Origin of the sequence: Pseudoalteromonas sp. Ld20 (genome assembly GCF_045064175.1) — a bacterium.
Classification (GTDB): domain Bacteria; phylum Pseudomonadota; class Gammaproteobacteria; order Enterobacterales; family Alteromonadaceae; genus Pseudoalteromonas; species Pseudoalteromonas neustonica.
Map to the genome: position 1 here is coordinate 63,758 of NZ_JBISHB010000033.1, position 25,539 is coordinate 89,296.

The following is a 25,539-nucleotide window of genomic DNA, read 5'->3' on the forward strand; positions in this document are numbered from 1 at the left end:
CGATGCTGATTAAATAAACTAAACTTATCATATCGCTTCTTTGAGAGCATATTATGTGAAGTATTTAATTATTGCTGTGTTGTCCTGTGCGATGTTTAGTAATGTAAGTTATTCAGCTGAGAACACGTGCCAGATTATTGTTCGCTTTGAAAATTATGCCGCACAATCGCATCAAAATGAAGACTTAACCTGGCATGGACTTGATGTTGATTTTGCAAAAGCATTGCTTGATGAGGCTGGCTGTGAGTATCGCTTTGTAAGTATTCCTTGGGGGCGTTCATTAAAAATGCTCGAAAATGGCGAAGTGGACCTAATGCTTAGCGTGTCTAAAACGGCGCAACGTATGCGTTTTGCTTATTTTATAGGCCCTCAAAAGCAGGAGAATATTGTATTTGCTATGAATGCAGAACGTTCTTACAGCATAAATACTGTAAGTAGTTTATTTGAACTTGATGCACCAATAGCAATTCAACGTGGTGCTTACTACGGTAGTACATTTGAAAAACGTTTTATAGAAGAGCAAGATACCGATGAGCGATTTATTTACGTACCAGATAACCAATTAAAACTGGATTTGTTACGCCATGGGCGTATTTCTGGCTTTTTAGAAGAAAAATATAACATCGTTTATCAAGTGCAAAACAATCCAGATTTTATGAAAGTGACAATTAGCCCATTTGTAATTAATTCTGAGCCTGTTTATTTTGCATTTAGTAAAACATCGGTGTCAAAGTTACAAATAAAAAAATTTGAAAAGGCATTTTTAAATATTAAAAAGTCAGGGAAATTGGCAGTAATTCTAAAAAAATACAATTTAGAATAAGCATGAAGTTTGTCTTCCTGAATTTAAGTTTTTGGGTACATATTTTTTATTAGGATATATCCCGGATGAAGAAAGTAAATCATACCTCTAAGGACCCTGAATTTCTCTTGAAGTCAGCCTTAAATGTGTCCCTCGTTAGTGTAATAGCAATAGCCCCTTTTACTGTGTATGATTTTTATGTGATTAAAAATGGCATGGGTTTTCTGGGGGTTATTGCTATTTTATTTTGCACTTTTAATGCCGTATTGTGTTTTAAAGGGACCTATAGCCTGCCATTAAACTTATTTGCGACGATGCCAATAATGGCAGGCTGTTCACTTGCTGCAATTAATGTATGGGGTGTCACAGCATCGTTTTGGGCATACCCAGCTGTTTTAACTTGTTATTTTGTTTTGCCGCTGTATTTAGCGCGATTAGCGAACATTGTTTATTTAGCCATAATTTTGCCATTCGGTTGGTATAATTTATCACCTGATGTATTTGCGCGTTTTTATGCTGTGTTAATTAGCATTAGTATTTTTGCTTATTTAACTCTTAAAGAAATCGCCCTACAGCATGCTCAGCTACATAGGTTATCTATAACAGATGTATTAACGGGTCTAAACAATCGCTTTTTACTTAGTGACTCTTTAGAAAATGCCATCTTTATAAATCAATGCGAGAAAGCCCCTATGTCAATTTTAATGTTGGATCTTGACCATTTTAAAAAGGTAAATGATCAATATGGACATGACGTAGGTGATGAAGTTTTAAAAGGCTTTGCAGCTATAATGAAAGCAAACTCGAACAGCAACGATATATTATTTCGCTTAGGAGGTGAAGAGTTTCTAATTTTATTGCACAGTGCGGATGAAAACCAAGCAATACAAGCGGCAGAACAGATACGCAGCCATGTGCAAAAGAGTAAATTACTTCCTGAGGGCGAATTAACGGTCAGTATTGGTGTATGCGAACTTGTTTGTAATAAACACAGGAAAGATTGGTTAAAACAGTGCGATGCGAATTTATATTTAGCTAAAAATAGAGGGCGTAATAAGGTTGTTGCCTGTAGCCAGTGTTAAGCATGAACGAAATGATGTTGTAGTTAACTCTTTGTTATATATGGTGTATTTAATGCTGGGTGACCTTTGTAGATTGAAATTCGTTCAAGCTAGGGGGGATTTAATCGCGGCGCGAGGTTTGCAATCGAGTGGGCTCGATAACTGCTCCTGCGTTATTCTACTGGCTCACATCCATGTGAGAATAAGTAAAAACCGAGCAAAGCTTGTGCGCCCTTCTTACGGCCCTTTCCTACATCCGTGTAGGTAACAAAGAGTTAATTGCCCCTAGGAAGAGCCCTTTGGGTAACGCATGTTTGGCATTTATACTGCGTTTCGCCTATTTATGGGGAACAACCACACACCATAGGCTCTGCCTTGCCTAACTACCAAATAGACTGCTGCAAAATTAATTACGAAAGGTCAACACGCCCTAGGCTTTTTTAGCCCTTGCGTATGGATCGTTTGTTACTGTGCATTTGTCATTTAAGTTGCCAAAAATAGGCGGCTGCTCAATAAGCTCTTCACCTTCAAGTGTCATTACTTGGACTCGCTGACATGTTGTAATTTCAGTGGAAAAATCTAGCCAAACTTGTGCCATGTTACACATATTTAAGAAATAATAGGTGCCACTTGCTTGATCACTAACGTTTGACCAAATAGTGCTTGAGCTAATACTTGCACTTCTTGGATTAAATCCATGTGGTACAGCGCAGGCTGCAACCATTGAGCGTGTTTGTGATACGGCTTTTATTGTTGAATTAACGGGTTCGCTAAGTGATATGTAAAAAGAAGCTCGCTCAAAGTTTTGGGTTGAAGAAACGCCACCAGGCACGGTGTAAAGAGGTCGAGAGTTGGGTGTCTCAGCCTTGCCCCACATGTACTGCCAATACTGATTTATTTCTAGTTGGGTTTTGTAATTAGGTTCATTAGTGGCAACTCTAAATTTTTCGCTTTCATACACAACGAATGCGTTATTATTGACTTCAATTATGGCGGAGTTTCCGGTTTTGTCTGATAAACAAAGGTGAAGTGTTGCGGGGGTTGATTTCCCTAAACCATCAGGAACATTCTCTTCTACAATTTGAATTTTTTGTTTTCTGAAGTACTTTGCAGCAGCTTTGACACATCCGAATTTATCGAGTGTGAACTGCGCCCAGCTGAGCACACTTAATACTTTTTTACTTTCTTCAAGAGGGGAGTGCTCAGTTTGGCGTTTATTCAGCAAAGGCGAACTATTGTCTGCGCGTATAGGTATGTAATCTGCTCCTGTATCGTATAAAGCATTGACCACGAGGCCTGCCGAATTAATGCCATCAGCTGTGCCCATTCGTTTATCACCCATTACAGTTGCAATACTTGAGTAATGAGATTTCCACTTGAGTATTTGCCTTTGGGGTACTTTAAATTGATCCGTATCTTCAGGTATGAAGCCGATACGTTTTAATCCGACCGGAAAAGTGTATAAAAAAGCATTTACGCCTGCAAACCAATCCATATTTCTAGCTGTTACTGGAAAATCTGGGTTTAGACTGTTAAAAATACGCGTACACATGTAAGTTATCCTATTATTTTCTGGATTGTTTTGTCCCTATGTTATCTAATTACTTTATTAATACAATGACTATAAAGAATGTTAAAAATGGCTGTTATGGATACGTTTGATCTTGATTACACGTTAAGGCTCAGACTTAAAGTAATAAGGGGTATGACAAGTGTCACTTTATTGCTCGCTTTGGGTTTGGGGCTCCTTAATATCTTTATCGGCCAACATTTTATCTATGGGGGTATGCAATGTCTTTACGCCTTTTTTTCACTTGGTTTATATTTAAACGCGAGTAAAACAGACAGCTTGCACTGGTCAAAGCAGCTGTATGTGTATTCACTCGTTGGGCTTATTGCAAGTGGCGCACATATGGCACCACTAATGTCATACCTTTTAATGTGGGCGCTCGCTCTGCCGATTGTGTTTTATCTTTTATTAGGTAAGCGTTTTGGGATTGTTTTAAGTGGTTTTTACTTTGTTGCTCAAATCACTATTATCTATTTTAAAACAGAGACGTTTTACACATCACCGTTATTGAACTTTGCTTTTAGTTACCTTCTTGTTTGGGGGATTTCTCATACATATGAGACATCACGCGCAAACTCAGAGAAAGCGCTGCGTACACTAGCATTAAAAGACCCGTTAACAGGGGCTTTTAATCGACTTAGTTTAACCAAAACGTACTCCCAATTAAATAAAAGCCAACCAGTTAGTTTAGCGCTTTTGGATATTGATTATTTTAAAAATGTTAATGACTCATACGGTCACCCATTTGGTGATGAAGTGTTGAAGAAAATAGCGCAGGGCTTGACCTCAGCTACAAATCGAAATAGTGTATTTAGAATTGGAGGAGAAGAATTTTGTATTTTAATGGAAAATGTAACACCTGAACTTGCTGTTATTAAGGCTGAGGAAATTAGATCGAAAGTAGCGGCCGAATACGTTACCCATGGCAAAGATAACATCCATGTTACAGTGAGTATTGGTGTTTCGACATCAACTGATTCTAGTCTTTCTGAACTTTTAAAAGCGGCAGATGTAAATCTTTATTTAGCAAAAGAAAAAGGCCGTAATTGTGTGGTTTATAAATAATAATTTGCAATCTAGATGCTGTTTTTACGTAAAAATACGTTTCATTTTAAAAGTCTTCTGTTTGAGTGTTTAATAATTTTTAGTGCAAGTATCTACATTTCTCTTAGTGCAATAGTGAAAATCTAAGTAGTAGAAAGGCTTTTCAGGTTTCTTATCATTCACAATAAAGTTGTACATTAACTCTGCGCTTAAGCGACCCATTTCAAACGGGTTTTGACCAATATTAGATTGCGATAGACCTTGCTTTAAAGCTCGTAACTGCACCTCTTCAGTATCTGCTGAAATAATGACGACATTACCAGATTCTATCCTGCTTTTATGCGATTGTACTGATTTAATGTAATCAGAGTTGAACTGAGCAAACCCTGCAACAGCCAAGAAAAGAGGGGGGTGCTTCATTTTTAATACGTTTTTTAACTGCTCCAAGGAAGTCCCCCTTTTTCCTAAACTGTATAAAGGGCAGCGGCTAAATTCATCCCAACCATTTTCACCTGATAGTCGTTTCTCACTTTTGCCTGAAAGTGCAAATCTTACACCAGCGATCCGCTCATTGAGATTAGGTGTTGTTTGATGGCCAGATTGAATACACACGGTATTTAGGGGAGAATCTTTCGCAAATAATTTAATTTGATTACCAAGTGCAACACCAAACTCAAAATTGTTTGTACCAACATACGCAAGCCTATATTGATGATCTTTAGGCAGTAGATCTGAGTCAAAAGTGATCACGGGGATATTTTGTCTATCAAGATCCTTTAATACCCTGCTTACTAAGTAATCCGAATCCGTCGTTGCTAAGAGTAAACCGTCGATCTCATCTTTTACTAAGTCCTGAATAATGAGTGATTGCGTTCGAATATCTTGATAATCGTCAGGGCCATCATATACGCAGGTAACATCAGGCATTGATTCTGCAAACTTTAGACAACCCTTAAATGATTGTATATAAAAGCTGTCATTTTTTGTTTTCCCGACGATACCAATCACAATTTGTGCCTTGGCATGTAGAGTAAATGTGACACACACCGAGCTAATTAAAAACAACAATGCAATTTTTATGTGTTTAAAACGCACAGATGAACGCAGTGGCATAAGTAAATACTCTCTCTTTAAAAATTATCTTAAGCTATAAGTGCTATTAACTAAGTTTGAATGTAGCATTTATTTAACACAATAATCACCTGTTTTAGCATTTTATTAAAGTCGTAAGGTAACAATAGAAAGCGGCCAGCTAGTCACTGCTTTGAATAATACCTATGCGATTGATACACAATGAATTGGCTGATGCGATTTTAGCAAAGTATTACAAATCACAACGTTGATTGAAGGATAATGAATCTTTTATTGTTGCTTTAGCGTATATGTATAAAAATTATCACTTAAACGCCTTAAAATTACAGGTTAAATAATAAACAAAAAGAGACGTGCATATGTTTAGATTATTAATTATTACTTTTGTATTCATGGTATTGACTGGCTGCTCAAGTCAATACCCAAACCAAGACGTGAGTGGTCAACAGTTCCCAATTGTAAACGGTGAAAATTTAGAGCAGAAGCGGATAACGATCCCCACTGATTTTAACGAACAACTTAGTTTACTATTGATAGGCTATAAACAAGATAGTCAGTTTGATATTGACCGCTGGTTAATAGGTCTTGATATGACTGGTGTAACAATACCTACTTATGAGTTACCAACAATTCAAGGTATGGCGCCGCGCATGTTTAGCACACTGATAGATAACGGTATGAGAAAGGGTATCCCAAAAGAATTGTGGGGTGGAGTTATCACAATTTATAAAGATGGAGATGCAGTACAAGCTTTCACGGGTAACGAAAACCCAAATAATACTCGAGTAGTGCTACTGGATAGCGATGGAACAATTATTTATTTTTATGACCGTGGGTTTTCAGTTTCAGCACTTAATAAGCTAAAAGCTGTTATTAATAACTAATACAAAGAGTGGGCTATGGATTGTGAAGCTGTAAAAATAGTGGTTGCGGCCGTCATCAAGCGAGGTAACTGTGTTTTGCTCGGTTTTTACTTATTCTCACATGGGTGTGAGCCAGTAGAATAACGCAGGAGCAGCTATCGAGCCCACTCGATTGCAAACCTCGCGCCGCGATTAAATCGCCCCTAGATTGAACAAATTTCAATCCACAAAGGTCAACACGCTCTAATAACATTTTTGCATAAGGGCACAAACATCATATTGCTCTGTTTATGCTGGCGATATGTGAAAGTGTCCGCGAACCACAGATGTTAGAACCTAACAAATACCTACAATGGAAATGATATTAAATAAACTCAAGGAAAATTCATTTAAAGCACAACGCGAGTGATCTTTTCGTACACTCTATCTCCACTACAATTCACCACTACAATTCACCACTACAATTCACCACTACAATTCACCACTACAATTCACCACTACAATAGCAATACGATGAAAATCATTATAAATTTATCACAAGCAGACGTTATCAAACTCCTGGTGTGAATTTATTTAACCAGAACTCGGGTTACTTGCACTATGAGCATTATTGCTGCATTTCGCGACATATTAATAAAAATAGCAATTATTTTTGACTTTTTTAAACCTTTTTTCTAAGTCGATTTATAAATGCTAATACAGTGACTTAGCTTAACTTTCCTATACCACCCTTTGTTCATTCACAGCTTGTCAACCTTGAATTATCAGTTCTATTACTTTAACCTTTATTTTTATTGAACGTTCAATTAATAAAAAATATGCCTAAAGTTGGAATGGAACCTGTTCGTCGTCAACAGTTAATAGACGCCACAATAGAGTCTGTTGCTGAGCGTGGATTACAAGCAACGACGATTAATAGCATAAGCCAAAAAGCCGGTTTGTCGTCGGGTATTATTAGCCATTACTTTGGTGGTAAACAGGGCCTGATTGAAGCAACTGTGCGCTACTTGTTAACTAACTTAAAGCAGGTATTAATTGAACGGTTAACATCTACAACGACGCCCGAACAAAGGCTGATGCTTATCATCGAAGCCAACTTTGCGCGCTTACAGCAGCAAAGCGACACCACCAAAACGTGGTTAAGTTTTTGGGCGCAATCAATGCACGATGTTGAATTACATCGTTTACAGAATGTAAATAGCCGACGACTTTTTAGTAATTTAACCAGCTCATTTAAACAGTTAATGAGTATTGACGACGCCAAATTAGCAGCTGAACTAAGTGCTGCCATGATTGATGGCTTATGGTTACGAGCTGTACTAAGTAAGTCTGATCAAGATCAATTTGAACATTGTGAGCACTTAGCTAAAAACTTTGTACGTTCACTAATCAAGCAGTATGGAGCTTAATGTGACAACGCCAGTTTACCAAAATTTTATTAACGGTGATTTCTTAAAAAACCAAAGCGGTGAAACATTCGCGGTTAAAAACCCTGCAACTGATGAAGTAATTTATCATGTAGAAGTCGCTGATAGTTTTGTACAAAACGCCGCGATTGAAAGCGCTAAGCAAGGGTTTGCTGTTTGGTCAGCCATGGCACCCATTGAACGTAGTCGCATTTTATTAAAAGCAGTTGCTTTACTACGTGAGCGCAATGATTTACTTGCAAAAATTGAAGTGCTGGATACGGGTAAACCTTGGCAAGAGGCTGAATGTGTTGATGTGCAAACAGGTGCCGATGTCATTGAATATTTTGCAGGGCTAGCACCCGCACAAGTCGGTCAGCAACAAATGGTGGGCGAGGACTTTTTTTACACCCGTAAAGAGCCATTAGGTATTTGCGCAGGTATTGGTGCGTGGAATTACCCGCTTCAAATTGCATGTTGGAAGTCAGGGCCGGCACTTGCTGCTGGTAACGCACTTATTTTTAAGCCATCTGAAGAAACACCACTTGGCGCGATTAAATTGGCTGAAATATTTACAGAAGCAGGCGTACCCGCAGGCGTATTTAATGTTGTGCAAGGTGCAGCAGAAGTTGGTCAATGGTTAACGCACAGCCCTGATATTGAAAAAGTCTCGTTTACTGGCGAAGTGGGCACAGGTAAAAAGGTTGTAGCTAGTGCAGCAGGTACACTTAAAGATGTAACCATGGAGCTTGGTGGTAAGTCGCCATTATTAGTATTTGAAGATGCTGATATATCACAAGCAGTGAGCGCTGCTATGCTAGGCAATTTTTATACGCAAGGTGAAATTTGTACTAACTGTACGCGTATTTATGTGCACAAGAGTGTTTATCAACAATTTATTGATGAGCTAAAAACCCGTACTGAGCAAAACATTGTTGCCGGTGATCCACTCGATCCTAGCGTTAATTTTGGTGCGCTTATTTCAAAAAATCATCACAACTTAGTGATGGGTTATATTGAGAAAGGCATCAATGAAGGTGCAACGCTATTAACTGGCGGCAAGGCACTTAGGCCTGAGTCTGCGCCAAATGGTTACTTTGTTGCGCCGACAGTCTTTACCGATTGCACCGACGATATGACAATTGTTAAAGAAGAAATTTTTGGCCCCGTAATGAGCGTGCTTGTCTTTGAAGATGAAGACGACGTTATTCGCCGCGCTAACGACACGCACTTAGGCTTAGCAGCTGGCGTGTTTACCAAAGATATTAAACGCGCACACCGTGTTATTCATCAAATGCAAGCGGGTATTTGTTGGATTAACAGCTACGGTAACTCACCGGCAGAAATGCCTGTTGGTGGCTATAAGCAATCAGGTATTGGCCGCGAGAATGGTATTGAAACACTTGATCACTATACGCAAACTAAATCTATTTACGTAGGTATGACTGATATAGAGAGCCCGTTTTAATGACTGCACAAACATATGATTACATCATAGTGGGTGCAGGTTCTGCAGGCTGTGTGCTGGCTAATCGTTTATCTGAAGATAAATCTAAACGCGTTTTACTGCTTGAAACTGGCGGCAGCGATAAGAGTATTTTTATTAAAATGCCTACAGCACTTTCTATCCCTATGAACTCAGATAAATACGCGTGGCAGTTTCATACCGACGCAGAACCATTTTTAGATAACCGCACAATGCATTGCCCTCGCGGTAAAGTATTAGGCGGCTCGTCGTCTATAAATGGCATGGTGTATGTACGTGGTCACGCTAAAGACTTTGACGAATGGCAGCAACATGGCGCGCAAGGCTGGGATTATCAGTCGTGTTTACCGTATTTTCAAAAAGCAGAGTCCTTTTATTTAGGAAAAAATGGTTACCGTGGTGATAACGGCCCGCTGGGTGTTAATAACGGTAACGAAATGGCTAACCCGCTTTATAAAGCGTTTATAAAAGCAGGCCAGCAAGCTGGTTACGCCAAAACGGACGATTATAACGCCTCACAGCAAGAGGGTTTTGGCCCTATGCACATGACGGTAAAAGATGGCGTGCGCAGCTCTGCAAGTCGAGAGTATTTAGATCCGGTTAAATCACGTAAAAACTTAGTGGTGATAACGGGTGCATTAGCGGAAAAAGTATTGCTTGATGGTAAAAAAGCCACAGGCGTTCAATACAGTGTTAATGGTCATAAAGTTAAAGCCAAAGCGAGTAAAGAGGTCATCTTAAGTGCGGGGCCAATAGGGTCACCCCATATATTACAGCTTTCAGGTATTGGTGATAGTGAAACACTTAAAGCCGCGGGTGTTGAGGTTAAGCATCACTTGCCGGGCGTGGGTCAAAACCTACAAGATCATTTAGAGTTTTATTTTCAATATAAGTGTAAACAGCCAATCACTTTAAATGGCAAGTTAGGTTTAATTTCAAAAGGCTTGATTGGTGCGCGTTGGTTATTAAATCGCAGTGGTCTTGGCGCGACTAATCATTTTGAATCATGTGCATTTATTCGCTCAAAAGCGGGTGTTGAATGGCCTGATATTCAGTATCACTTTTTACCTGCTGCAATTCGCTACGATGGGCAAAGTGCATTTGCTGGGCATGGTTTTCAAGTACACGTAGGTCATAACAAGCCTAAAAGCCGTGGTGAAGTGACGATTAAGTCAGCCGATCCCACTGTCGCACCAAAAATTCAATTTAACTATCTACAGCACCAAGATGATATTGAAGGGTTTAGAGCGTGTGTTCGCCTAACGCGAGAAATCATCGAACAAAATGCATTTGATGACTACCGAGATGATGAAATTCAACCCGGTAAAGATATTCAAACAGATGAGCAAATAGATGCGTTTGTGCGTCAAGCTGTTGAGAGTGCTTATCATCCTTCATGTTCATGCAAAATGGGCGAAGATGAGCTGGCAGTTGTTAACTCAAATACCCAAGTACACGGTATCAAAGGGTTACGAGTGGTGGATTCGTCAATCTTCCCAACCGTCCCAAATGGTAATTTAAATGCGCCAACTATTATGGTGGCAGAAAAAGCGGCAGACCTAATTTTAGGTAAGCCACCCCTTAGTAAATCGCATGCAAAAGTTGTTATTGAATCACAATGGCAAACTGTGCAGCGTAGCTCGGAGATTTAATAAATACCCAAACTACCTCAAGAAGCTGAATTCAGCGTTTCACAGGGGCTTAATATCAAGGCGTTACTTTGCAACAATGGCAGTCCCTTTTAAGAAGTAACAACGATGAAAGTAAGTGCCTGTGAAACGCCCTACGGGTTGGTTTAAAAGCGATTTATACTGGGTTACTTTTATAAGGGATTGATTTTAATAATAGAACCACTATTACTTGCAATCAATGCCTTGCCTAAATCGCTTTTAACTCCAACGATGCTCGCTGCTTGAGGTGGTTTGGGTATCAATGTCACCTTGAGTGCATGTTGCACTTTGGGGCTTGCAGTGGCGCGCACCATAAGTTGTTTGTGGTGCGTTAATGCGAGGCTAAAAACACGGAGTAAGAATGACGTATTATCATTTATTTTGGGGAGGAAATTATGACCTTATGGCTTAGTGCTGGCATTATTTTCACTCTATTAGCAATTGTTGCAATTTTAGTTAAATGGGGAAATGTACAGTGTGTTGGGGTTACCCCCGTAAGAACCTTTACCTTTATCGCCATTTTATTTACATCAGGCTTAGACGTTGGCTTGATTATGTTTCCACTTACTGAGTTTGCAGGTTATGCAGACATAAAAGCAAGCCCAGAGTATGCGTTTGCCAATCCATTGGCCATTGAGTTTGGTTATTGGGGCTTTCTGATCTGGGGATTTTACTTTCTTACGTGCTTTTATTTCTGTGTAATAGAACCTAAGGTTAAATTTTTCGAAATTCCTTGGGTGAAATTAATCAATAATGTTGTCATTATTGGTACTTGTGCGTTTACAGCCTTTTTATTGCTCTCTAACCTACCATGGTATTTACCTGCGCTGGGGGATGGCGAATCCATTATTCCAACCTTCTACTTAATTGTATTTGCCGCTATTTGCTTTGCGGTGTATTCAAGCACCGATATTAAGTATGTACGTTTTTTAAGTATTGCAACGTCTTGGTTATTTATCGCCTTAATTGCCTTTATGTGGGTTGGCGCGTTTATGGGCAGTGATGTTCAAACAGCTGCGTTTACAGATAACCTTGTATTAATTGGTAGCTACTTTAGCAATATTCACGAGTTTGTATTACCACTGAACGATTACCATGAGTTTTACTTATTTTGGTGGTTTGCATGGAGCATTATGATTGGTCAATTTACTTCGCGCTTTGTCGGTGGATTAAAAACGTACCAAGTACTCGGCGCTATGCTTATTTTCCCTTCAATTCCGATTGCGGTGTGGTTTAGTGTTCTGTATCAGTACCACGAAGCAGGCATTCCAACAGCAGGATTGAAAAACTTTGCTATGGCGTTTGTAGGTGTTGTGTTTGTGATCAATTCGCTTGATTCATTAATACGTTTATACACAGACAATATGAACTTGACCGTGAAACGTTTAGGTAAATTTAAATATATAGCATTCAACGTTGTGGCTTTATCGTTGTTAACCCTGTTATTCAAGCTAAACTTTTTACAAATTCAGTGGGTTGGCGCATTAGTGATTGGTTTGTTCTTTGGTTGTGCTGCGTTTATTGCGTACAGCAAAGTTAAGACTGTGAGTAATATAGACAGCTCGCCGAAAGACAACAAAATTGATTATACAAAAATTGAAACCGCTGACTAATATTAACTAAGCAGCCGTTTAAAAATATGCGAAGGAATTAACATGACAACACAAAAAATAGTACTAGCAGTGGCACTACCATTTGCCCTTTTTTCAACATCAGTATTAGCTGATTGGTCAGCGACTGTAACAGGTGCATCTGATTATACGTTTAACGGCGTAAGCCAAACGAAAAATGATCCTGCACTTCAAGGTAGCCTTGATTATTCATTTGGTGATACGGGCATGTATGCGGGTACTTGGGCATCAAATGTTGATTTTGGTGACGATACAAACATTGAATGGGATGCGTACTTTGGCCGATATGCGCAGTTAAATGATGCGCTGAGCGTTGACTACGGTATAGCCTATTATAGCTACCACGGACAAAGTAGCTCAAGCGAAGGTAATTACTTTGAAGCCTACACTAAATTTGGTTATGCAAGCGACTTAGGCCAAACAGAGCTTAATTTTTGGTATAGCTGGGATTACTTTGGCACAGGTGCTGGACATGTAATATCTATGGTTGCGCATACGATTGAACTTGCGCCTAATCATGCATTACGTGCGAGCTTTGATATTTCAAACTCACTCGATGGTGATAAGTTTGCTTGGGATACGGATGGTAAATCTTACAACCATTATCGTCTTGCTTATCAAACCAGCTTTGAAGGTTTTGATATTGAAGTAGCTGCTGAAAACACCAGCTTAGATATCGATACTGCTGATGAGCGTATTGTATTGTCTATAGGCCGTACTTTCTCGCTATAAAACAGTATTTTAGAATCATAAGAAAGCGCATTAAACTGCTTTTAGAGCAGTTTTATGTGCTTTCTTGTAAGCTTGGTTTCTGTTTTGTTATTCACCATTTATTTTAGCCTTTAAGGTACTAAGTCTGGTACGGCCTATAGGGAGCTGTTCACCGGTATGAAGTTGCACGTTATATTTGCTGCCTTCTTCACTGAGTAATGCCTTAATGTTAGATATTGGCAATACATACGAGCGGTGTATCCGGATAAAGTCTGGGCTCAATAACGTGAGTAATTTATCTAAATTCTTATCGTGTAAAATTTGTTTAGTGCCTCTGTTTTGCTGGGCTTTAGTTACAATCACACTGTAATGGCCGTCAGCTTTGATATAGAGAATATCTTCTATTGGAAGTAATTCGATTTTTCCTAAATATTTATAGGTTAAGTATTTGCTAGCCCCATTATGCTGCTGTTGTAACCGGTTTATTGCCTTTTTAATACGCTCTTGAGTAAATGGCTTCGCTACAAAATCGAGTACGCCAATATCAAACGCGTCAATCGCTCGATCGCTATTAGCAGAAACAATAATTGTGTGGAAGCTCTCACAGAGGGTGTGCTTTAATAACTCAAAACCATCTTTACCTTGCAGGTTTAAATCTAAAAACAAAACATCAATAGGGTGATCGGCTAAGTAATCGTAGGCGTCGTCAAGATTAGTACAAATATGCAATTCGATTTTTTGTTCATCAAAGGCGTTCTCAATAAAGCGCTTTAATCTTTTTGCTACCATAAATTCATCTTCAACCATTAATACTTTTTTCATAGGGGATCCTTGAGGTTGCTATTATTAGCACGGTGATCGTCATAATCTATTAACGGCGTTGAAATCTTTGTAACCCATTGTTGTTTTTCAATATCCTGCAATAAAGACCATTGATTAGAAAAGCTTTCATTTAACCTTGCTGCTATGTATTTATTACCAATACCAGCGCCTATTTTATTCTGTGTACGTTCTTGTGTAGCATTTTTGTTTGAATTATGAGTAATCGCATTTATAGGGACGATAAACGTTAAATACTGCGTGTTATTCATTATTTTTTGCTCAAAAAAGAAGGTAATATGGCCTTGTTGATAATGGTTATGCGAAATTGCGTTTTCTATTAATGTTAAAATAATACCCGGTGGAATGCAGTTATTCGGGTGAGATATATCCACTCTTAGGGAGTAATTTATATTTGAGCGATATGTCATAACTTTTAAATGGGAACGGCATAAGTCGATTTCATCTTGGAGATTGATTATTTTTTTTGCAGACAGTTGCGCCATAAATCTAAACTCATCCGCTAAGGCGTGGATAAATTTTACCGCTGTTGCAGGTGAGTCTTCAATCCACTCTTCAACAGCTGTTAATGTGTTTAAGATAAAGTGAGGTTGTAGATTACGTTTGACTAATTCAAGCTCAAGGCGACTTGCATTAATTTTACTTTGTTCAAGTTGTTTGGTATTAGCACTCATGGTTTGTGCAAGGGTATAGAGCATTAAAAAGATTAACCCAGCAAAAGAGAGAAAAAAGTACTGATCCATGTATGAATAACTATTTATAAAAATAGGTGCAATGAATAGAGCTAAACCCAAAACCATTAATTTTGCATTGGCTTGTTGCGTAATGATAGCTTTGATACAAATGCACACAGCACTAAAAACGCCCACTAAAAATACATATAAGCTTCTATTATCATAACCATCAATCGTGATTAACAACACAGTTTGCAAGCAAATAACAAGTGCTAGCCATGTTGTACGATTTGTTTTTGATAATTTAAAAAACCATGCAAAAAAACAGGTGAAAAGCAGTGAAATTAAGCACGATAATGCTAAAACTATTTGTAAGCGAGGGATTTGCCAATCGTAAGGGTAAGGCATAAGACCACGCCATGATTCTACAAAAATAAGAACCAAAATACTTAAGCATAATATGCTAAATATTAAGTAGCTGGGTTGGCGGTAACTAGTAATAAATACAATCAATGAGTACAAAGCAATTAAGAGTAAGGCGCTGGTCATTATCAACGGTAAACTGGCTTTTTTATAAGGCAGCTGTATTAAATAGTCATATTCTGTTATCGCACTTGTAAACGATACATAATCTACCTCAGAAGAAACGCGCTGATTAGAAATACGTAAACTTAAAGTATGTGTGCCTTTATCAGTTGCAGTATTAGGCAACAGCATTATTTTATCGATCAGGCCCGCAACTTCAGTGTGTTGAGAATCACCTACAAGGCCATTTTTACCTATTAAAACACCATCCCAATAAGCCTCAAACGATCCCAAAATACTAATAAACAAACCTAGCGAAGACGAAGGCTTTTTTTCAAAATTAAAGTCCATTTGCACCCATCGAATATTTTTTGAATTTTTAATACCGTGAAATGTATTTTTTTGCCACACAGAGCGGTTTACGATAGGTAATGAATAAGCAATATCGTCATCATCAATTAAATAATAGTGCTCGGCAAAGGTAGCATCAGGCTCTTGCGCATAGGTAGCGAAGCTTGTAAAAAATAAAACGAATATGAGCTGATACTTAAGCATTGTGTTCCCTCTTTTATATTCCCCATCTTAGCAATAAAAAAGGAAAACATTCGAGGTGTTGAGGAATTATACGAGCCGTTCATGCATAAGTTGCTTATTTAAGGCGGCTAATGCGCCACACTGAGGTTTAATTTACAGAACGAGATGCTCCTATGGCTATTAAAAAAACTATCATGACTTTGAGTAAATGTTGCGCAGCGCTAAGTTTAATTGTGGCTAGTGTGTGTGTCGCTAACACTCAAAAAACGCAACTATCTATAACTGGTAATACACATCAATTAACTACTTTTAGGTCACCGGTAGGTGAAGAATATAGTTATCAGCAGTTTATTGATAACTACAAAATACCTGGGCTAAGTTTTGCTGTTATTGATGATTATAAAGTGATTTATACTAATTTTGCAGGCGTTAAAGATACTAAAAGTAAGCAGAAAATTGATCAATTTACTGCTTTCTCAACGGCATCTATTGCAAAACCTGTCACTGCAACAATTGCAGCAATGCTCGCAGAGCAAGGTAAATTAGATTTAGATACACCTGTGAGTAACTATTTAAAACGTTGGGCGTTGCCTTCATCAGTGTTTGAGTCATCAAAAAACCTTTCTATTCGGCAGTTGTTGTCGCATACCGCAGGGATGAGCCAAGGCGGGTATGCTGACTTTCATTTAGGGGATGATATTCCAACCCTTATAGATGTGCTTGAGGGTAAAAAGCTACCACGATATAAACGTCCGATTTCGATGCTATTTGCCCCTGACACTGATTGGCAATACAGTGGCGGAGGGTATGTAATAGTACAAGTTGCGATTGAAGATATAACCGGTAAACCATTGCAAGCATTAGCTCAAAAGATGCTATTTGATCCATTAGGTATGAAAAATACAACGATGTATCAAAATGGAGATAAACAATTTTTAACTAATGTTGCGAAGGTTCATGATCGTCAGCAGCAGGTTATAAGAGATGGCATACCAATTTGTCCGCAAATAGCACCATCTGGGCTATGGAGTACGCCACAAGACATGGCCAAATTCACAATTGAATATCAAAAGGCGTTAGCAGGTAAAGTAACGTCGGTTATTTCAACATTCGTAGCACGTACCACTACAGATATTCACACGCTTAAAAAAATAGGTGGGTGGTCACCGGGTTGGATGAGATTTGAGGCCAAAGGTAATTTAGAGTGGTTCTCGCATGGAGGCTCAAACACTGGTACTGGCGGGCATATTATGTCAACAATGCAAGGTGGTAAAGGCATTATGGTTTTTATGAATGCGACAACAGAGCACAGAAACCCTGCAATAGATGCGTTTATTGACAGTACGATAAAAAAAATGAAATGGGCACGTGTAATTTCAGCAACAGCAAAACCCCCCAAGCATCAAATAGAGAAAATGCTCGGCAGGTATTTATCTCAGTTTGATCAAATAGTGACGATTACATTATCAAAATCCGGTAACGACTTGATATATGAAGATCCCCTTCAAAACAAAAAAGGCGTTAAAATGCATTATCAAGGAGGTGGGATGTTTGCTGTAGATAATAACCCTAATCAGATAAGTGTTGTAATGAACCCTTTATCTAATAAATATTTTTTAGTACTAAATAATGTCGGGAGTGGTTTAACTGAGCGTGCGATGCGCAAACTTGAAAAAGATGAACAACTTCCTTTTGAAGTAGCAAAACACGCTGATTTTATAAGCACATTAAAGGCATATAAAGCATGGGGAAAAAACTATCCTGATTCAAAATTTCTTTCAGCTAATGCAATTAATAATGCCGGATATAATGCGTTAGGTAACAAGGACTACCAAGTAGCTATAACGCTTTTTAGGGTTTATAGCCATCTATATCCTGATGATGCAAATGCATTTGATAGTTTAGCAGAAGCGTACATGCTCTTTGGAGATACTGTTAATGCGATAGCAAACTATGAGCAATCTTTGCAATTGAACCCACAAAATTCAAATGCACAAAAGATGATACATACCCTTAAAAAGCAATAAGTAGTTATAGATTTAGAGTGTGGAATAGCGGGTGTTAAATCTTTTTGATAAACACCCGCTAAACTAAGCATCGCTAAAGGCACAGGGTTTTTGAAGTAGTTTATAAGTATTTTATTGTAAAGCGGTTCAAAACAGCCAAAACACTGGCATAAAGTGAAATAAGTAAAAGCTTCAATATGCTATCGCCATGTTCAATCATTACATTGACAGTTCCCATACTCACGCCACACGATAAACATAATAAAACACTCAGTACGTTTATATTTTTAAATACATTACCAAGAACAAAGCTTGTCAGTGTAGCTGCTATACAGGCTATCGCATAACTTGCAACATTTAGAAGTTGCCATTGTTGATGGGTCAGTAGCAATATAGATGCACTAACGAAGCACAGAACGCCAATTAACAATGAAAATTTAAGTGCACTGTTACTAAGGGCAACTTTAACTGCGTGACTCCCATTATAAATAGGTAAAGTGGTGAGTAATTCCCACGATTGTGAACGTTGTGCTTTTGCCCATTGGCATAACGTAACTGCAGCTAACAGCATTAATGTTAAAGCGAATAATACATGCTCTGCAATGTTATAAAAAAAGTTTATCACTATTGCAATGATAGAAAAGAGCACTAATAAAATAATGTATTGCGATAAACTTGAGCCAACAAAATAACTCAATGGGAATAGTTGTTTATTTATGGCTGTGCCGTAATTTGATAAAAGTCCACTTGGTACGGGCGACCAACCTGACTGTAGTCCTTGGCGGTAATTTATAAGTGCATCGGCTTGCCATATATAGGGCATACCTAATTTGTTCTTACATAGTAAAATTAGACTTAAAACCAGCAAAGAGCATGGTATTAACCACAAAGGTAAGTGTTCAAAAAAGGTGGGTATAATAATTGCGAATGTGAATGCCAAATAACAACATGTTGTAAATAAGTGGCTTGTAACGCGGCAAATAAACCAAATACTTAAGCCCAAGATGTTTGCTAGTAACAGCATGTTGATGTTATTTAAGCTAGGCGATAGGGCAATACTACACAGCAGAATGAGGTTTATTAAGGCAATAAAGACTTTACCTTGAAACATTACATGTTTGCAGTAATCAGCGACTAAGCATTGCCATTCAGTTGCTTGCATTCGGATACTTTGCCATGCAAGCGCACAATAAGTACACACAACAGCAAGTATCATCATCATAGTTGATAACGATTCCACACGAATGAAAATGATACATGCGGCTGTGGCTAAAATAGCCTGAATTAAGTAGCTGGCACAGCCCAAATCTTTAAACCAAAAATTGAGGCTACCCTGATACCAAGGTCGTTTTACTGCATTCATCATCCATGCAGCTCCACAAATAGTTGCTCTAATGATAAATGGTTGATGGCAAGTGCGCCCGGAATAGGCTCTCCTTGGTAGCCATAAATAATGGCTGAGTTTGCTTGCAAATTAAGCACGCGGTAGGCACTTAGATCGATGTTTTGCTCTGTAAAATTGACTCTTCTAATGGTATCGCGTACGACATCTAATTCGTCAATCAAGATAAGCTCGGCGTCTTTTATTAGGGCTATATGACTGGCTACACGTTCTATATCGGATGTGATATGTGAGGAAAATAAAATACCAGAGCCTGAGTCTAATGCTAAGTCGAACAAGTCGCCCATAAACTCGCGTCGTGCTATTGGATCCAAACTGGCTACTGGTTCATCTAAAATAAGTAATTTGGGATGATAAGCCATAGCCATGATCAGCGCTAAAGTTTGACGTTGGCCGATAGATAAGTCGTTAATTGCAGCATCAGTCGCCAGCTCAAACCGTTTGAGCCATTTAGCTTCTAATTGCAGATCCCATGTAGGGTAAAAGCTGCGGTGTAGTGCCAAAGCATCAGCGACCTTAAAGCCTTCATAACCAAATGTTTGTTGTGGCACATAACCTATTTGGGCTTTACTTTGTGCGCTGAGCTTATCACTGGGTTCACCAAAAACACGTATCTCACCTTGATCAGGTGCTATCAACCCAAGCGCACTGCGTAATAATGTCGTTTTACCTGCACCATTTTTACCCAGTAAACCAATGACCATACCAGGCTCTAGAACAAGCGAAACATTGTTTAATACACTGCGTTGGTCATAGCTTTTATAAATATTATTGTAGCTAAGAAGGGGCTGTTCCATGTTTATAATTTCCATCGTTTTTTTATAAGCTCGACGAGCGCTTCTTGCGATACATCAAGCTGTTTTGTTTGTTGAACGAGTTGATCGATAGCCTTAAAAAGCAAGGTGTCTTGTTGATCAGGTTGTTGCGATGTTTTTTGTGCCACACGGGTGGCTTGACCGCGACGACGCTCTAACCAGCCTTGATCGACCAATTGACCGATTGCACGTGATACCGTCATCGGGTTTACAGCAAAGTGATCTGCTATTTTACGCACTGATGGCAGCTCTTCACCGGTTAATAATTGCCCGCCCACAATCAAGCGCACAATTTGCTCATGCAATTGTTTATAGATTGGATCGCCATTATTAGGGTTGACATTAATAAATTCTAGCATTACTCTTTCTCTACTGTATTAATACATTAATACACCGATACACTAAGGTTAAGTTATCATATTGAGTGTAAAATGCAACAAGGGAAAGATTAATGAAAATCATGTTTAATTTACGTAAAAGCCTGATAAAGCTTACAATATTACCAATATTATTGGCCGGCTCAACAGCTGTATTAGCTGATAATAATAAAAAAAACCAACCATTACTCACACCTTGCTACATGGAAGGGCTTGCTGATAGGTTGATGTGTGGCAGTATTAGCCAGTCTTTATCGCAAAATCCGGCGGATGGTAATATTGATATCCACTTTGCTGTAATTCCAGCTATTAAACCAAGTTACCCTGACGAAGCCATTCTTGGTTTTGCCGGAGGTCCAGGGCAAGGCGCAATTGATCTCGCAGCTATCTTTAATAGAAACTTACAATTTGCCCGTGAAACACGCGATATTGTATTGATTGATCAGCGTGGCACGGGTTATTCAAATAAGTTGCAGTGTGACAGTGATGACTTGCAAACGCAGTTTGCATTTAATGAAGCTTTTGCTGATTTACCTGCTCTGGGCGCGCAAGACACGCAAAAGTGTAAAGATAAGCTCAATATTGATTTAAGTCATTTCACTACACCCGTTGCCGCTAAAGATTTTGAAGCGGTACGAAAAGCGCTTGGCTACAAAGGGTTTCATCTATATGGGGTGTCCTACGGCACGCGAATAGCGCAGGAATATACGCGTCAATTTCCAAGTTCAGTGATCACCAGCACGCTTGATGGTGTTGTACCTATGCAACAAAGTTTAGCTGCCATTGGTGAGGCTATTGATAGCTCGCTTGCAGCCCTATTTAGTCGTTGTGAAGCCAACGCACAGTGTGCTCAGCAATACCCTGATTTGAAAACTGAGTTTACAGCTTTATTGGCTAAACTCGATGCTCAACCAGTCGAGGTGCAGGTTTTACATCCGCGTACACATGAGACTATTACACTCGCTGTTACAAAAACAAAGTTTTTCGGGGCAATACGTATGGCTTTGTACAGTCATTCACGTCGTGCGATTGTGCCACTGGTTATTACACAAACTGCACAAGGAAATTATGCAGCATTGGCGGGCTTAATGGCTGGGGCTGATATGTCAGAAATGCTCGCCATGGGTATGCATAACGCCATCGTTTGTGGCGAAGACTGGCCACAATTAAATGTTCAAACCCGTCAGCAATATAATAAAACGTATGTGGGCAGCTTGATGATAGAGGGGCTCGATATTATGTGCCCAATATTAAATGTAACAGCTGTAGATAAATCATTTTATCAACCCCTTAACAGCTCAACACCTACGTTACTGTTATCTGGTGAGCGCGACCCAGCAACACCGCCAAGTTGGGCTGAACTTGCTATGGTAAGCATGAGTGAAGCAACGCATTTGGTATCACCCACGGCAACTCATGGGATCGGCTCGCAAACGTGTGCGCCTAAAATAATCGCCCAGTTTATTGATCAAAAAAATATGCAAGATATTGATACCGACTGTATCAAAGATAAAAACGATAAACAGTTCTTTATGAATATCAATGGTGTTGCACCAATGCATACTCAGACCGCAACTTTAAACGCACAAGACAAGGAGTAAACCATGATTAAAGTAACTAACTTAACAAAGAAAATTGGTGATGTTAATGCGTTAAACGATCTTAGCTTTAGCGCACAAAATGGTAAAATAACGGGTTTACTTGGCCCCAATGGTGCGGGCAAAACAACGTGTTTAAGAACGGTGTTTGGTTTGCTAAAAGCAGATAAAGGTACAGCTGAGATTGATGGTATTGATGTTGCAAAAAATCCAATGGCAGCTAAACAAAATTTGGGATTGTTTCCTGATCCTTGCGGATTGTATGAGAGATTAACGCCCAGAGAATATATAACCTTTTTTGCGCAGTTGAGCGGCATGTCAGAGGTTGCGGCAAAAGAAGCGACAGCAAAAGTGCTCGAAAAATTAAGCATGGATGATATTGCAGATCGTCGTTGCCAAGGGTTTTCACAGGGGCAGCGTATGAAAACAGCACTGGCTCAAGCTGTTGTGCATAACCCATCAAACATTATTTTAGATGAACCAACACGTGGTTTGGATGTTATGAGTACACGTATTTTAAGAGAGTTATTATTGCTACTTAAAGCGCAAGGGCACTGCGTACTGTTTTCATCGCATGTTATGCAAGAAGTGGCTGCATTGTGCGACCACGTGGTGATTATGGCCAATGGTAAAGTGGTTGCAGAGGGCTCAGTAGAGTCGTTATGTGAGCGAACAGGTAAAGACAGTTTAGAAGAAGCATTCATAGACTTGATAGGCAGTGACGAAGGAATTGCAGCATGATTAATTTATTAAAAGTGTTATATAAAAAAGAAGTCATGGATGCCAGTCGTGACAAACGTTCAGTAATGGCAGGACTTTATTATGCAATTGGTGCCCCGCTTGGCATATGCATACTTTTTACATTGCTATTACAACAGCTTTCATCACCTGATGCATTAAAAATAACGATTGAAAATAGTCTTTCAGCACCTAACTTAGTCGCTCATTTAAAAAACAATGATATCGCAATGGGAACGGATAATACGGATAGCAAATTAAAGCCAATTATATTGCAAATAAGTGATGATTATCAGAAGAATATGCGCGAAGGTCGCCCAGCGACTGTAACACTCATTGCAGATAAATCAGATGATAAGCTACGTAAACATATTCAACGCGTGGAAAAAACGCTTGCTTTGTATAATTCTGAAGTGGCTAGCTTAAGGTTAATTACACGGGGTGTCGACCCTCAACTAATGAGAGTGCTTGCGGTTGAGGTCAATGATCAAGCAACACCTGATTCTAAAGGTGGTATGTTCTTGGGGATTGCAACTCTATCAATGATTTTAACTGTATTTTATGCTGCAATGAACCTAGCAATAGATACCAGTGCCGGGGAGCGTGAACGTAATTCTTTATCATTATTGTTAAGTCACCCATTAAGTAGCTTACACATTGTATTAGCAAAATCGGCGGCGATAGCGACATTCTCTATGCTGGGATTAGCGATCATTCTAGTGGTGTCGAAGTTTTCTTACGGTATGGTGCCGTGGCAGCAGCTAGGGTTTAGCGTAACCATTACACCGTCATTTATGCTTTTTTGTGCCGTAGTTTGTTTGCCAATTGCATTTATGTCAGCCAGTTTACAGGTGTTTGTTTCGTTTACGGCAAAATCATTTAAAGAGGCGCAATCATACGTGACGATGGTGTTATTTATTCCGATGGCATTAAGCATGGTAACGACTTACGGTATTGCGACAGATATTGTGCAATGGTTACCTATTGCTGCGCAGCAATTTGCACTCATGGAGTTTATTAAAGGCAACCCAATACCGGTGCCACAATTAGTGCTATCAACATTGATTACAATTATATTGTTTGGCGTATTTAGTTATTTAAGTAGCCGTATGCTTAAAAGCGAAAAAGTAGTATTTGGTTTGTAAGTTTAAAAACCTTAAAAACATATTAAAAGCGGCCGTTGAGCCGCTTTTAATATGGAATGCGATTAAAGTGAAGTGATTGGCTTATCGCCATCGAATAACTCAAAGATGCTATTTTCGTTTGTTGAATGGTTGGCTATTTGTAATAGCGCATTCGCAACGTTTTCTCGACTGATTTTAGCCTCATTTCGCTCGCTGGGTTGTTGTGTGGTAATTTTTAGTGAAGCATCTTCGTCGGTGAGTGAGCCTGGGCGTACGATTGTATAATTTAAGCCACTATTTATTAAATGCTTATCAGCCATGTGTTTTGCCACTAAATAAGGTTTTAAATCGCTTTGGATTGCATCCGGGTTATCTGCACCAATTGAACTGACCATGATAAAGCGCTTAATGCCATATTGTTTTGCATAATTTACGGCTTTAGTTGCCGCCCATAAATCAATTAATAACGTTTTATCATCACCCGTACTACCACCTGAACCTGCGGCAAAGATTACTTGCTCACAGCCATCAAACGCTTGGCTAAAGTCACTTTCAAGATCCTGCTCGATAATATCCAAGTAGCTACTACTTAAATCGCTTAACTTATTTTTATCGCGAACAAGCGCGATAACATGCTGCTGATCATTAAGTAGTAATTGTGTCGTCATTTTACCTATTTGGCCACTTGCACCTATGATTAATGTTTTGCCCATTGTTAACTCCTTTCGTTATAAATGAATCGCTAAATTACTCGCGTAACAATAGAGCTTGGGGGAGATATTTATTTTTAAAGGGGTATATAACAAGTAAGCACTAAACATGCTTTTACTAAGACAGGGTCATCTTTATCTTAAAGTTGCATGAAACGTGCAATAAAAAGTGGAGTAAATGAAATAAGCGTAGTTGCTGTGTTATCATTTTATTTCTTAATTTAATGCTTGCTCGGTCTTTTTTTTATTTTTCGAGGCACTATTTTTAGTACACAATAATATGATTAAGTATGGGTTTTATTTTTACAAAAAAGGCAATGAACAATGATGAATACTAAGCTTTATAAAATAGTTTTAAATTTAGCTGGCGAGCTTGTAGATGCAGCACAAAGAAAAAACCAAACTAGGTTTGATGCTCTTTACGCTGAGCTAAAAGCATTGTGTATTGAAAACGAAAGCACCGATAAAGACCATCCCGTTCAGTGGGAAACGTTAGCAGATTTTACTGACGAGTTTGAAGATGCAGTATTATTGTATGAAAAGGCATTAGCAAAAGCGGTAGAAATTAACGCGAAGGATTACATGTCATCAATCGCTTACTCAATAGCGACTATGCAAATAGAGCTAGGCCAAATTGAGGCTGCAATTACAAGTCTTGAAAACGCTAAAGTAAGCGCGAATAAAATCGCAGATAAAGAGCTAAAAACTGAAATTGACGAATTATTAGAAAAACTTTCAGCTAAATAATAGTGAACGCATTATTTAAATAGAAATAATTGGACGCGTTTAGCTTAAAAATAAACATTGCACTTATTAATAATTATTAAAGTTGTCAACATCGTTAATAATTATTAATAAAG

22 protein-coding genes are annotated in these 25,539 nt (G+C 38.7%); 14 read left to right on the top strand and 8 right to left on the bottom strand.

All coding sequences use genetic code 11. From position 1 onward, the window contains the following. Positions 1–55: 55 nt before the first annotated feature. Together ACJJVX_RS08865 and ACJJVX_RS08870 are read left to right on the top strand one after the other, a co-directional pair. Positions 56–823, top strand: a complete 768-nt coding sequence (locus ACJJVX_RS08865; RefSeq protein ID WP_231658954.1) for an ABC transporter substrate-binding protein — start codon at positions 56–58, stop codon at positions 821–823. A 65-nt stretch (positions 824–888) separates the two neighbouring features. Beyond that, positions 889–1,884, top strand: coding sequence for a GGDEF domain-containing protein (locus ACJJVX_RS08870; protein WP_405631116.1), 996 nt, complete (start codon positions 889–891; stop codon positions 1,882–1,884). Between the two features lie 409 nt (positions 1,885–2,293). Here the strand turns inward: ACJJVX_RS08870 and ACJJVX_RS08875 are convergent, their stop codons facing one another. Beyond that, a complete protein-coding gene (locus ACJJVX_RS08875) occupies positions 2,294–3,415 on the bottom strand; it encodes a linear amide C-N hydrolase (RefSeq protein WP_054453785.1) in 1,122 nt (373 codons plus the stop codon). Between the two features lie 87 nt (positions 3,416–3,502). Here ACJJVX_RS08875 and ACJJVX_RS08880 point away from each other — a divergent pair, with 87 nt between their 5' ends. Next, entirely contained in the window at positions 3,503–4,498 is a 996-nt protein-coding gene (locus tag ACJJVX_RS08880) for a GGDEF domain-containing protein (RefSeq protein WP_054203430.1), read from the top strand. A 69-nt stretch (positions 4,499–4,567) separates the two neighbouring features. Here ACJJVX_RS08880 and ACJJVX_RS08885 read toward each other — a convergent pair whose 3' ends face one another. Continuing rightward, positions 4,568–5,590 carry a substrate-binding domain-containing protein gene (locus ACJJVX_RS08885; protein ID WP_405631119.1) on the bottom strand — a complete coding sequence of 341 codons (1,023 nt, stop codon included), beginning with the start codon at positions 5,588–5,590 and terminating at the stop codon, positions 4,568–4,570. A 338-nt stretch (positions 5,591–5,928) separates the two neighbouring features. On the opposite strand from ACJJVX_RS08885, the gene ACJJVX_RS08890 reads away from it, so the two are divergent. From ACJJVX_RS08890 to ACJJVX_RS08915, 6 genes are all read left to right on the top strand, one after another. Continuing rightward, positions 5,929–6,453, top strand: a complete 525-nt coding sequence (locus ACJJVX_RS08890; protein WP_342883210.1) for a hypothetical protein — start codon at positions 5,929–5,931, stop codon at positions 6,451–6,453. Positions 6,454–7,250: 797 nt separating this feature from the next. Next, positions 7,251–7,841 carry a transcriptional regulator BetI gene (betI, locus tag ACJJVX_RS08895; protein ID WP_054203427.1) on the top strand — a complete coding sequence of 197 codons (591 nt, stop codon included), beginning with the start codon at positions 7,251–7,253 and terminating at the stop codon, positions 7,839–7,841. A 1-nt stretch (position 7,842) separates the two neighbouring features. Continuing rightward, positions 7,843–9,306: a betaine-aldehyde dehydrogenase gene (betB, locus tag ACJJVX_RS08900; protein ID WP_405631122.1), complete on the top strand. Its 1,464-nt coding sequence runs from the start codon at positions 7,843–7,845 to the stop codon at positions 9,304–9,306. Continuing rightward, entirely contained in the window at positions 9,306–10,976 is a 1,671-nt protein-coding gene (betA, locus tag ACJJVX_RS08905) for a choline dehydrogenase (RefSeq protein WP_054453791.1), read from the top strand. Before betB ends, betA begins: the two co-directional genes overlap by 1 nt. Positions 10,977–11,389: 413 nt before the next feature. Then, positions 11,390–12,607: a choline transporter gene (locus ACJJVX_RS08910; protein ID WP_054203425.1), complete on the top strand. Its 1,218-nt coding sequence runs from the start codon at positions 11,390–11,392 to the stop codon at positions 12,605–12,607. 42 nt (positions 12,608–12,649) lie between these two features. Then, a complete protein-coding gene (locus ACJJVX_RS08915) occupies positions 12,650–13,357 on the top strand; it encodes a TorF family putative porin (RefSeq protein ID WP_054203424.1) in 708 nt (235 codons plus the stop codon). Positions 13,358–13,444: 87 nt separating this feature from the next. Here the strand turns inward: ACJJVX_RS08915 and ACJJVX_RS08920 are convergent, their stop codons facing one another. Next, a complete protein-coding gene (locus tag ACJJVX_RS08920; RefSeq protein ID WP_054203423.1) occupies positions 13,445–14,158 on the bottom strand; it encodes a LytTR family DNA-binding domain-containing protein in 714 nt (237 codons plus the stop codon). After that, positions 14,155–15,930 carry a histidine kinase gene (locus ACJJVX_RS08925; RefSeq protein WP_405631125.1) on the bottom strand — a complete coding sequence of 592 codons (1,776 nt, stop codon included), beginning with the start codon at positions 15,928–15,930 and terminating at the stop codon, positions 14,155–14,157. Before ACJJVX_RS08925 ends, ACJJVX_RS08920 begins: the two co-directional genes overlap by 4 nt. Positions 15,931–16,082: 152 nt before the next feature. Between ACJJVX_RS08925 and ACJJVX_RS08930 the strand changes: the two genes are divergently transcribed. Beyond that, positions 16,083–17,936: a serine hydrolase gene (locus ACJJVX_RS08930; RefSeq protein WP_342883213.1), complete on the top strand. Its 1,854-nt coding sequence runs from the start codon at positions 16,083–16,085 to the stop codon at positions 17,934–17,936. 100 nt (positions 17,937–18,036) lie between these two features. On the opposite strand, the gene ACJJVX_RS08935 is transcribed toward ACJJVX_RS08930, so the two are convergent. Genes ACJJVX_RS08935 through ACJJVX_RS08945 form a run of 3 tightly spaced genes read right to left on the bottom strand, consistent with a single transcriptional unit; the run spans position 18,037 to position 20,491 of the window. Next, on the bottom strand, positions 18,037–19,281 hold the full coding sequence (locus tag ACJJVX_RS08935) for a hypothetical protein (RefSeq protein WP_054453799.1): 1,245 nt from the start codon (positions 19,279–19,281) through the stop codon (positions 18,037–18,039). After that, a complete protein-coding gene (locus ACJJVX_RS08940; RefSeq protein WP_054453801.1) occupies positions 19,278–20,114 on the bottom strand; it encodes an ABC transporter ATP-binding protein in 837 nt (278 codons plus the stop codon). The genes ACJJVX_RS08935 and ACJJVX_RS08940 overlap by 4 nt, the downstream gene beginning before the upstream one ends. Before the next feature lie 2 nt (positions 20,115–20,116). Beyond that, the gene (locus tag ACJJVX_RS08945) at positions 20,117–20,491 is read right to left on the bottom strand and encodes a GntR family transcriptional regulator (protein WP_008167164.1); all 375 of its coding nucleotides are present in this window, start codon (positions 20,489–20,491) and stop codon (positions 20,117–20,119) included. Between the two features lie 92 nt (positions 20,492–20,583). Here ACJJVX_RS08945 and ACJJVX_RS08950 point away from each other — a divergent pair, with 92 nt between their 5' ends. From ACJJVX_RS08950 to ACJJVX_RS08960, 3 genes are read left to right on the top strand one after another with little or no spacing between them, the layout of a single operon-like run. After that, positions 20,584–22,110, top strand: coding sequence for an alpha/beta fold hydrolase (locus tag ACJJVX_RS08950; RefSeq protein ID WP_054453803.1), 1,527 nt, complete (start codon positions 20,584–20,586; stop codon positions 22,108–22,110). A 3-nt stretch (positions 22,111–22,113) separates the two neighbouring features. After that, entirely contained in the window at positions 22,114–22,848 is a 735-nt protein-coding gene (locus ACJJVX_RS08955; RefSeq protein WP_054203417.1) for an ATP-binding cassette domain-containing protein, read from the top strand. Further along, positions 22,845–23,990 carry an ABC transporter permease gene (locus ACJJVX_RS08960; RefSeq protein WP_405631129.1) on the top strand — a complete coding sequence of 382 codons (1,146 nt, stop codon included), beginning with the start codon at positions 22,845–22,847 and terminating at the stop codon, positions 23,988–23,990. The genes ACJJVX_RS08955 and ACJJVX_RS08960 overlap by 4 nt, the downstream gene beginning before the upstream one ends. Positions 23,991–24,052: 62 nt before the next feature. On the opposite strand, the gene ACJJVX_RS08965 is transcribed toward ACJJVX_RS08960, so the two are convergent. After that, complete coding sequence (locus ACJJVX_RS08965) at positions 24,053–24,682, bottom strand: SDR family oxidoreductase (protein WP_054203415.1); 630 nt, start codon at positions 24,680–24,682, stop codon at positions 24,053–24,055. A 321-nt stretch (positions 24,683–25,003) separates the two neighbouring features. Between ACJJVX_RS08965 and ACJJVX_RS08970 the strand changes: the two genes are divergently transcribed. Then, positions 25,004–25,426: a hypothetical protein gene (locus ACJJVX_RS08970; protein WP_054203414.1), complete on the top strand. Its 423-nt coding sequence runs from the start codon at positions 25,004–25,006 to the stop codon at positions 25,424–25,426. Positions 25,427–25,539 lie beyond the last annotated feature (113 nt).

What these genes read in the sequence shown, in the direction of transcription:
- betI (WP_054203427.1), top strand. Translation starts at nt 7,251, where the DNA reads ATGCCTAAAGTTGGAATGGAACCTGTTCGTCGTCAACAGTTAATAGAC.
- ACJJVX_RS08915 (WP_054203424.1), top strand. Translation starts at nt 12,650, where the DNA reads ATGACAACACAAAAAATAGTACTAGCAGTGGCACTACCATTTGCCCTT.
- ACJJVX_RS08870 (WP_405631116.1), top strand. Translation starts at nt 889, where the DNA reads ATGAAGAAAGTAAATCATACCTCTAAGGACCCTGAATTTCTCTTGAAG.
- ACJJVX_RS08890 (WP_342883210.1), top strand. Translation starts at nt 5,929, where the DNA reads ATGTTTAGATTATTAATTATTACTTTTGTATTCATGGTATTGACTGGC.
- ACJJVX_RS08945 (WP_008167164.1), bottom strand. Translation starts at nt 20,491, where the DNA reads ATGCTAGAATTTATTAATGTCAACCCTAATAATGGCGATCCAATCTAT.
- ACJJVX_RS08935 (WP_054453799.1), bottom strand. Translation starts at nt 19,281, where the DNA reads ATGATGAATGCAGTAAAACGACCTTGGTATCAGGGTAGCCTCAATTTT.
- ACJJVX_RS08875 (WP_054453785.1), bottom strand. Translation starts at nt 3,415, where the DNA reads ATGTGTACGCGTATTTTTAACAGTCTAAACCCAGATTTTCCAGTAACA.
- ACJJVX_RS08970 (WP_054203414.1), top strand. Translation starts at nt 25,004, where the DNA reads ATGATGAATACTAAGCTTTATAAAATAGTTTTAAATTTAGCTGGCGAG.
- ACJJVX_RS08910 (WP_054203425.1), top strand. Translation starts at nt 11,390, where the DNA reads ATGACCTTATGGCTTAGTGCTGGCATTATTTTCACTCTATTAGCAATT.
- ACJJVX_RS08930 (WP_342883213.1), top strand. Translation starts at nt 16,083, where the DNA reads ATGGCTATTAAAAAAACTATCATGACTTTGAGTAAATGTTGCGCAGCG.
- ACJJVX_RS08920 (WP_054203423.1), bottom strand. Translation starts at nt 14,158, where the DNA reads ATGAAAAAAGTATTAATGGTTGAAGATGAATTTATGGTAGCAAAAAGA.
- ACJJVX_RS08940 (WP_054453801.1), bottom strand. Translation starts at nt 20,114, where the DNA reads ATGGAACAGCCCCTTCTTAGCTACAATAATATTTATAAAAGCTATGAC.
- ACJJVX_RS08955 (WP_054203417.1), top strand. Translation starts at nt 22,114, where the DNA reads ATGATTAAAGTAACTAACTTAACAAAGAAAATTGGTGATGTTAATGCG.
- ACJJVX_RS08885 (WP_405631119.1), bottom strand. Translation starts at nt 5,590, where the DNA reads ATGCCACTGCGTTCATCTGTGCGTTTTAAACACATAAAAATTGCATTG.
- ACJJVX_RS08950 (WP_054453803.1), top strand. Translation starts at nt 20,584, where the DNA reads ATGAAAATCATGTTTAATTTACGTAAAAGCCTGATAAAGCTTACAATA.
- ACJJVX_RS08880 (WP_054203430.1), top strand. Translation starts at nt 3,503, where the DNA reads ATGGCTGTTATGGATACGTTTGATCTTGATTACACGTTAAGGCTCAGA.
- betA (WP_054453791.1), top strand. Translation starts at nt 9,306, where the DNA reads ATGACTGCACAAACATATGATTACATCATAGTGGGTGCAGGTTCTGCA.
- ACJJVX_RS08965 (WP_054203415.1), bottom strand. Translation starts at nt 24,682, where the DNA reads ATGGGCAAAACATTAATCATAGGTGCAAGTGGCCAAATAGGTAAAATG.
- ACJJVX_RS08925 (WP_405631125.1), bottom strand. Translation starts at nt 15,930, where the DNA reads ATGCTTAAGTATCAGCTCATATTCGTTTTATTTTTTACAAGCTTCGCT.
- ACJJVX_RS08960 (WP_405631129.1), top strand. Translation starts at nt 22,845, where the DNA reads ATGATTAATTTATTAAAAGTGTTATATAAAAAAGAAGTCATGGATGCC.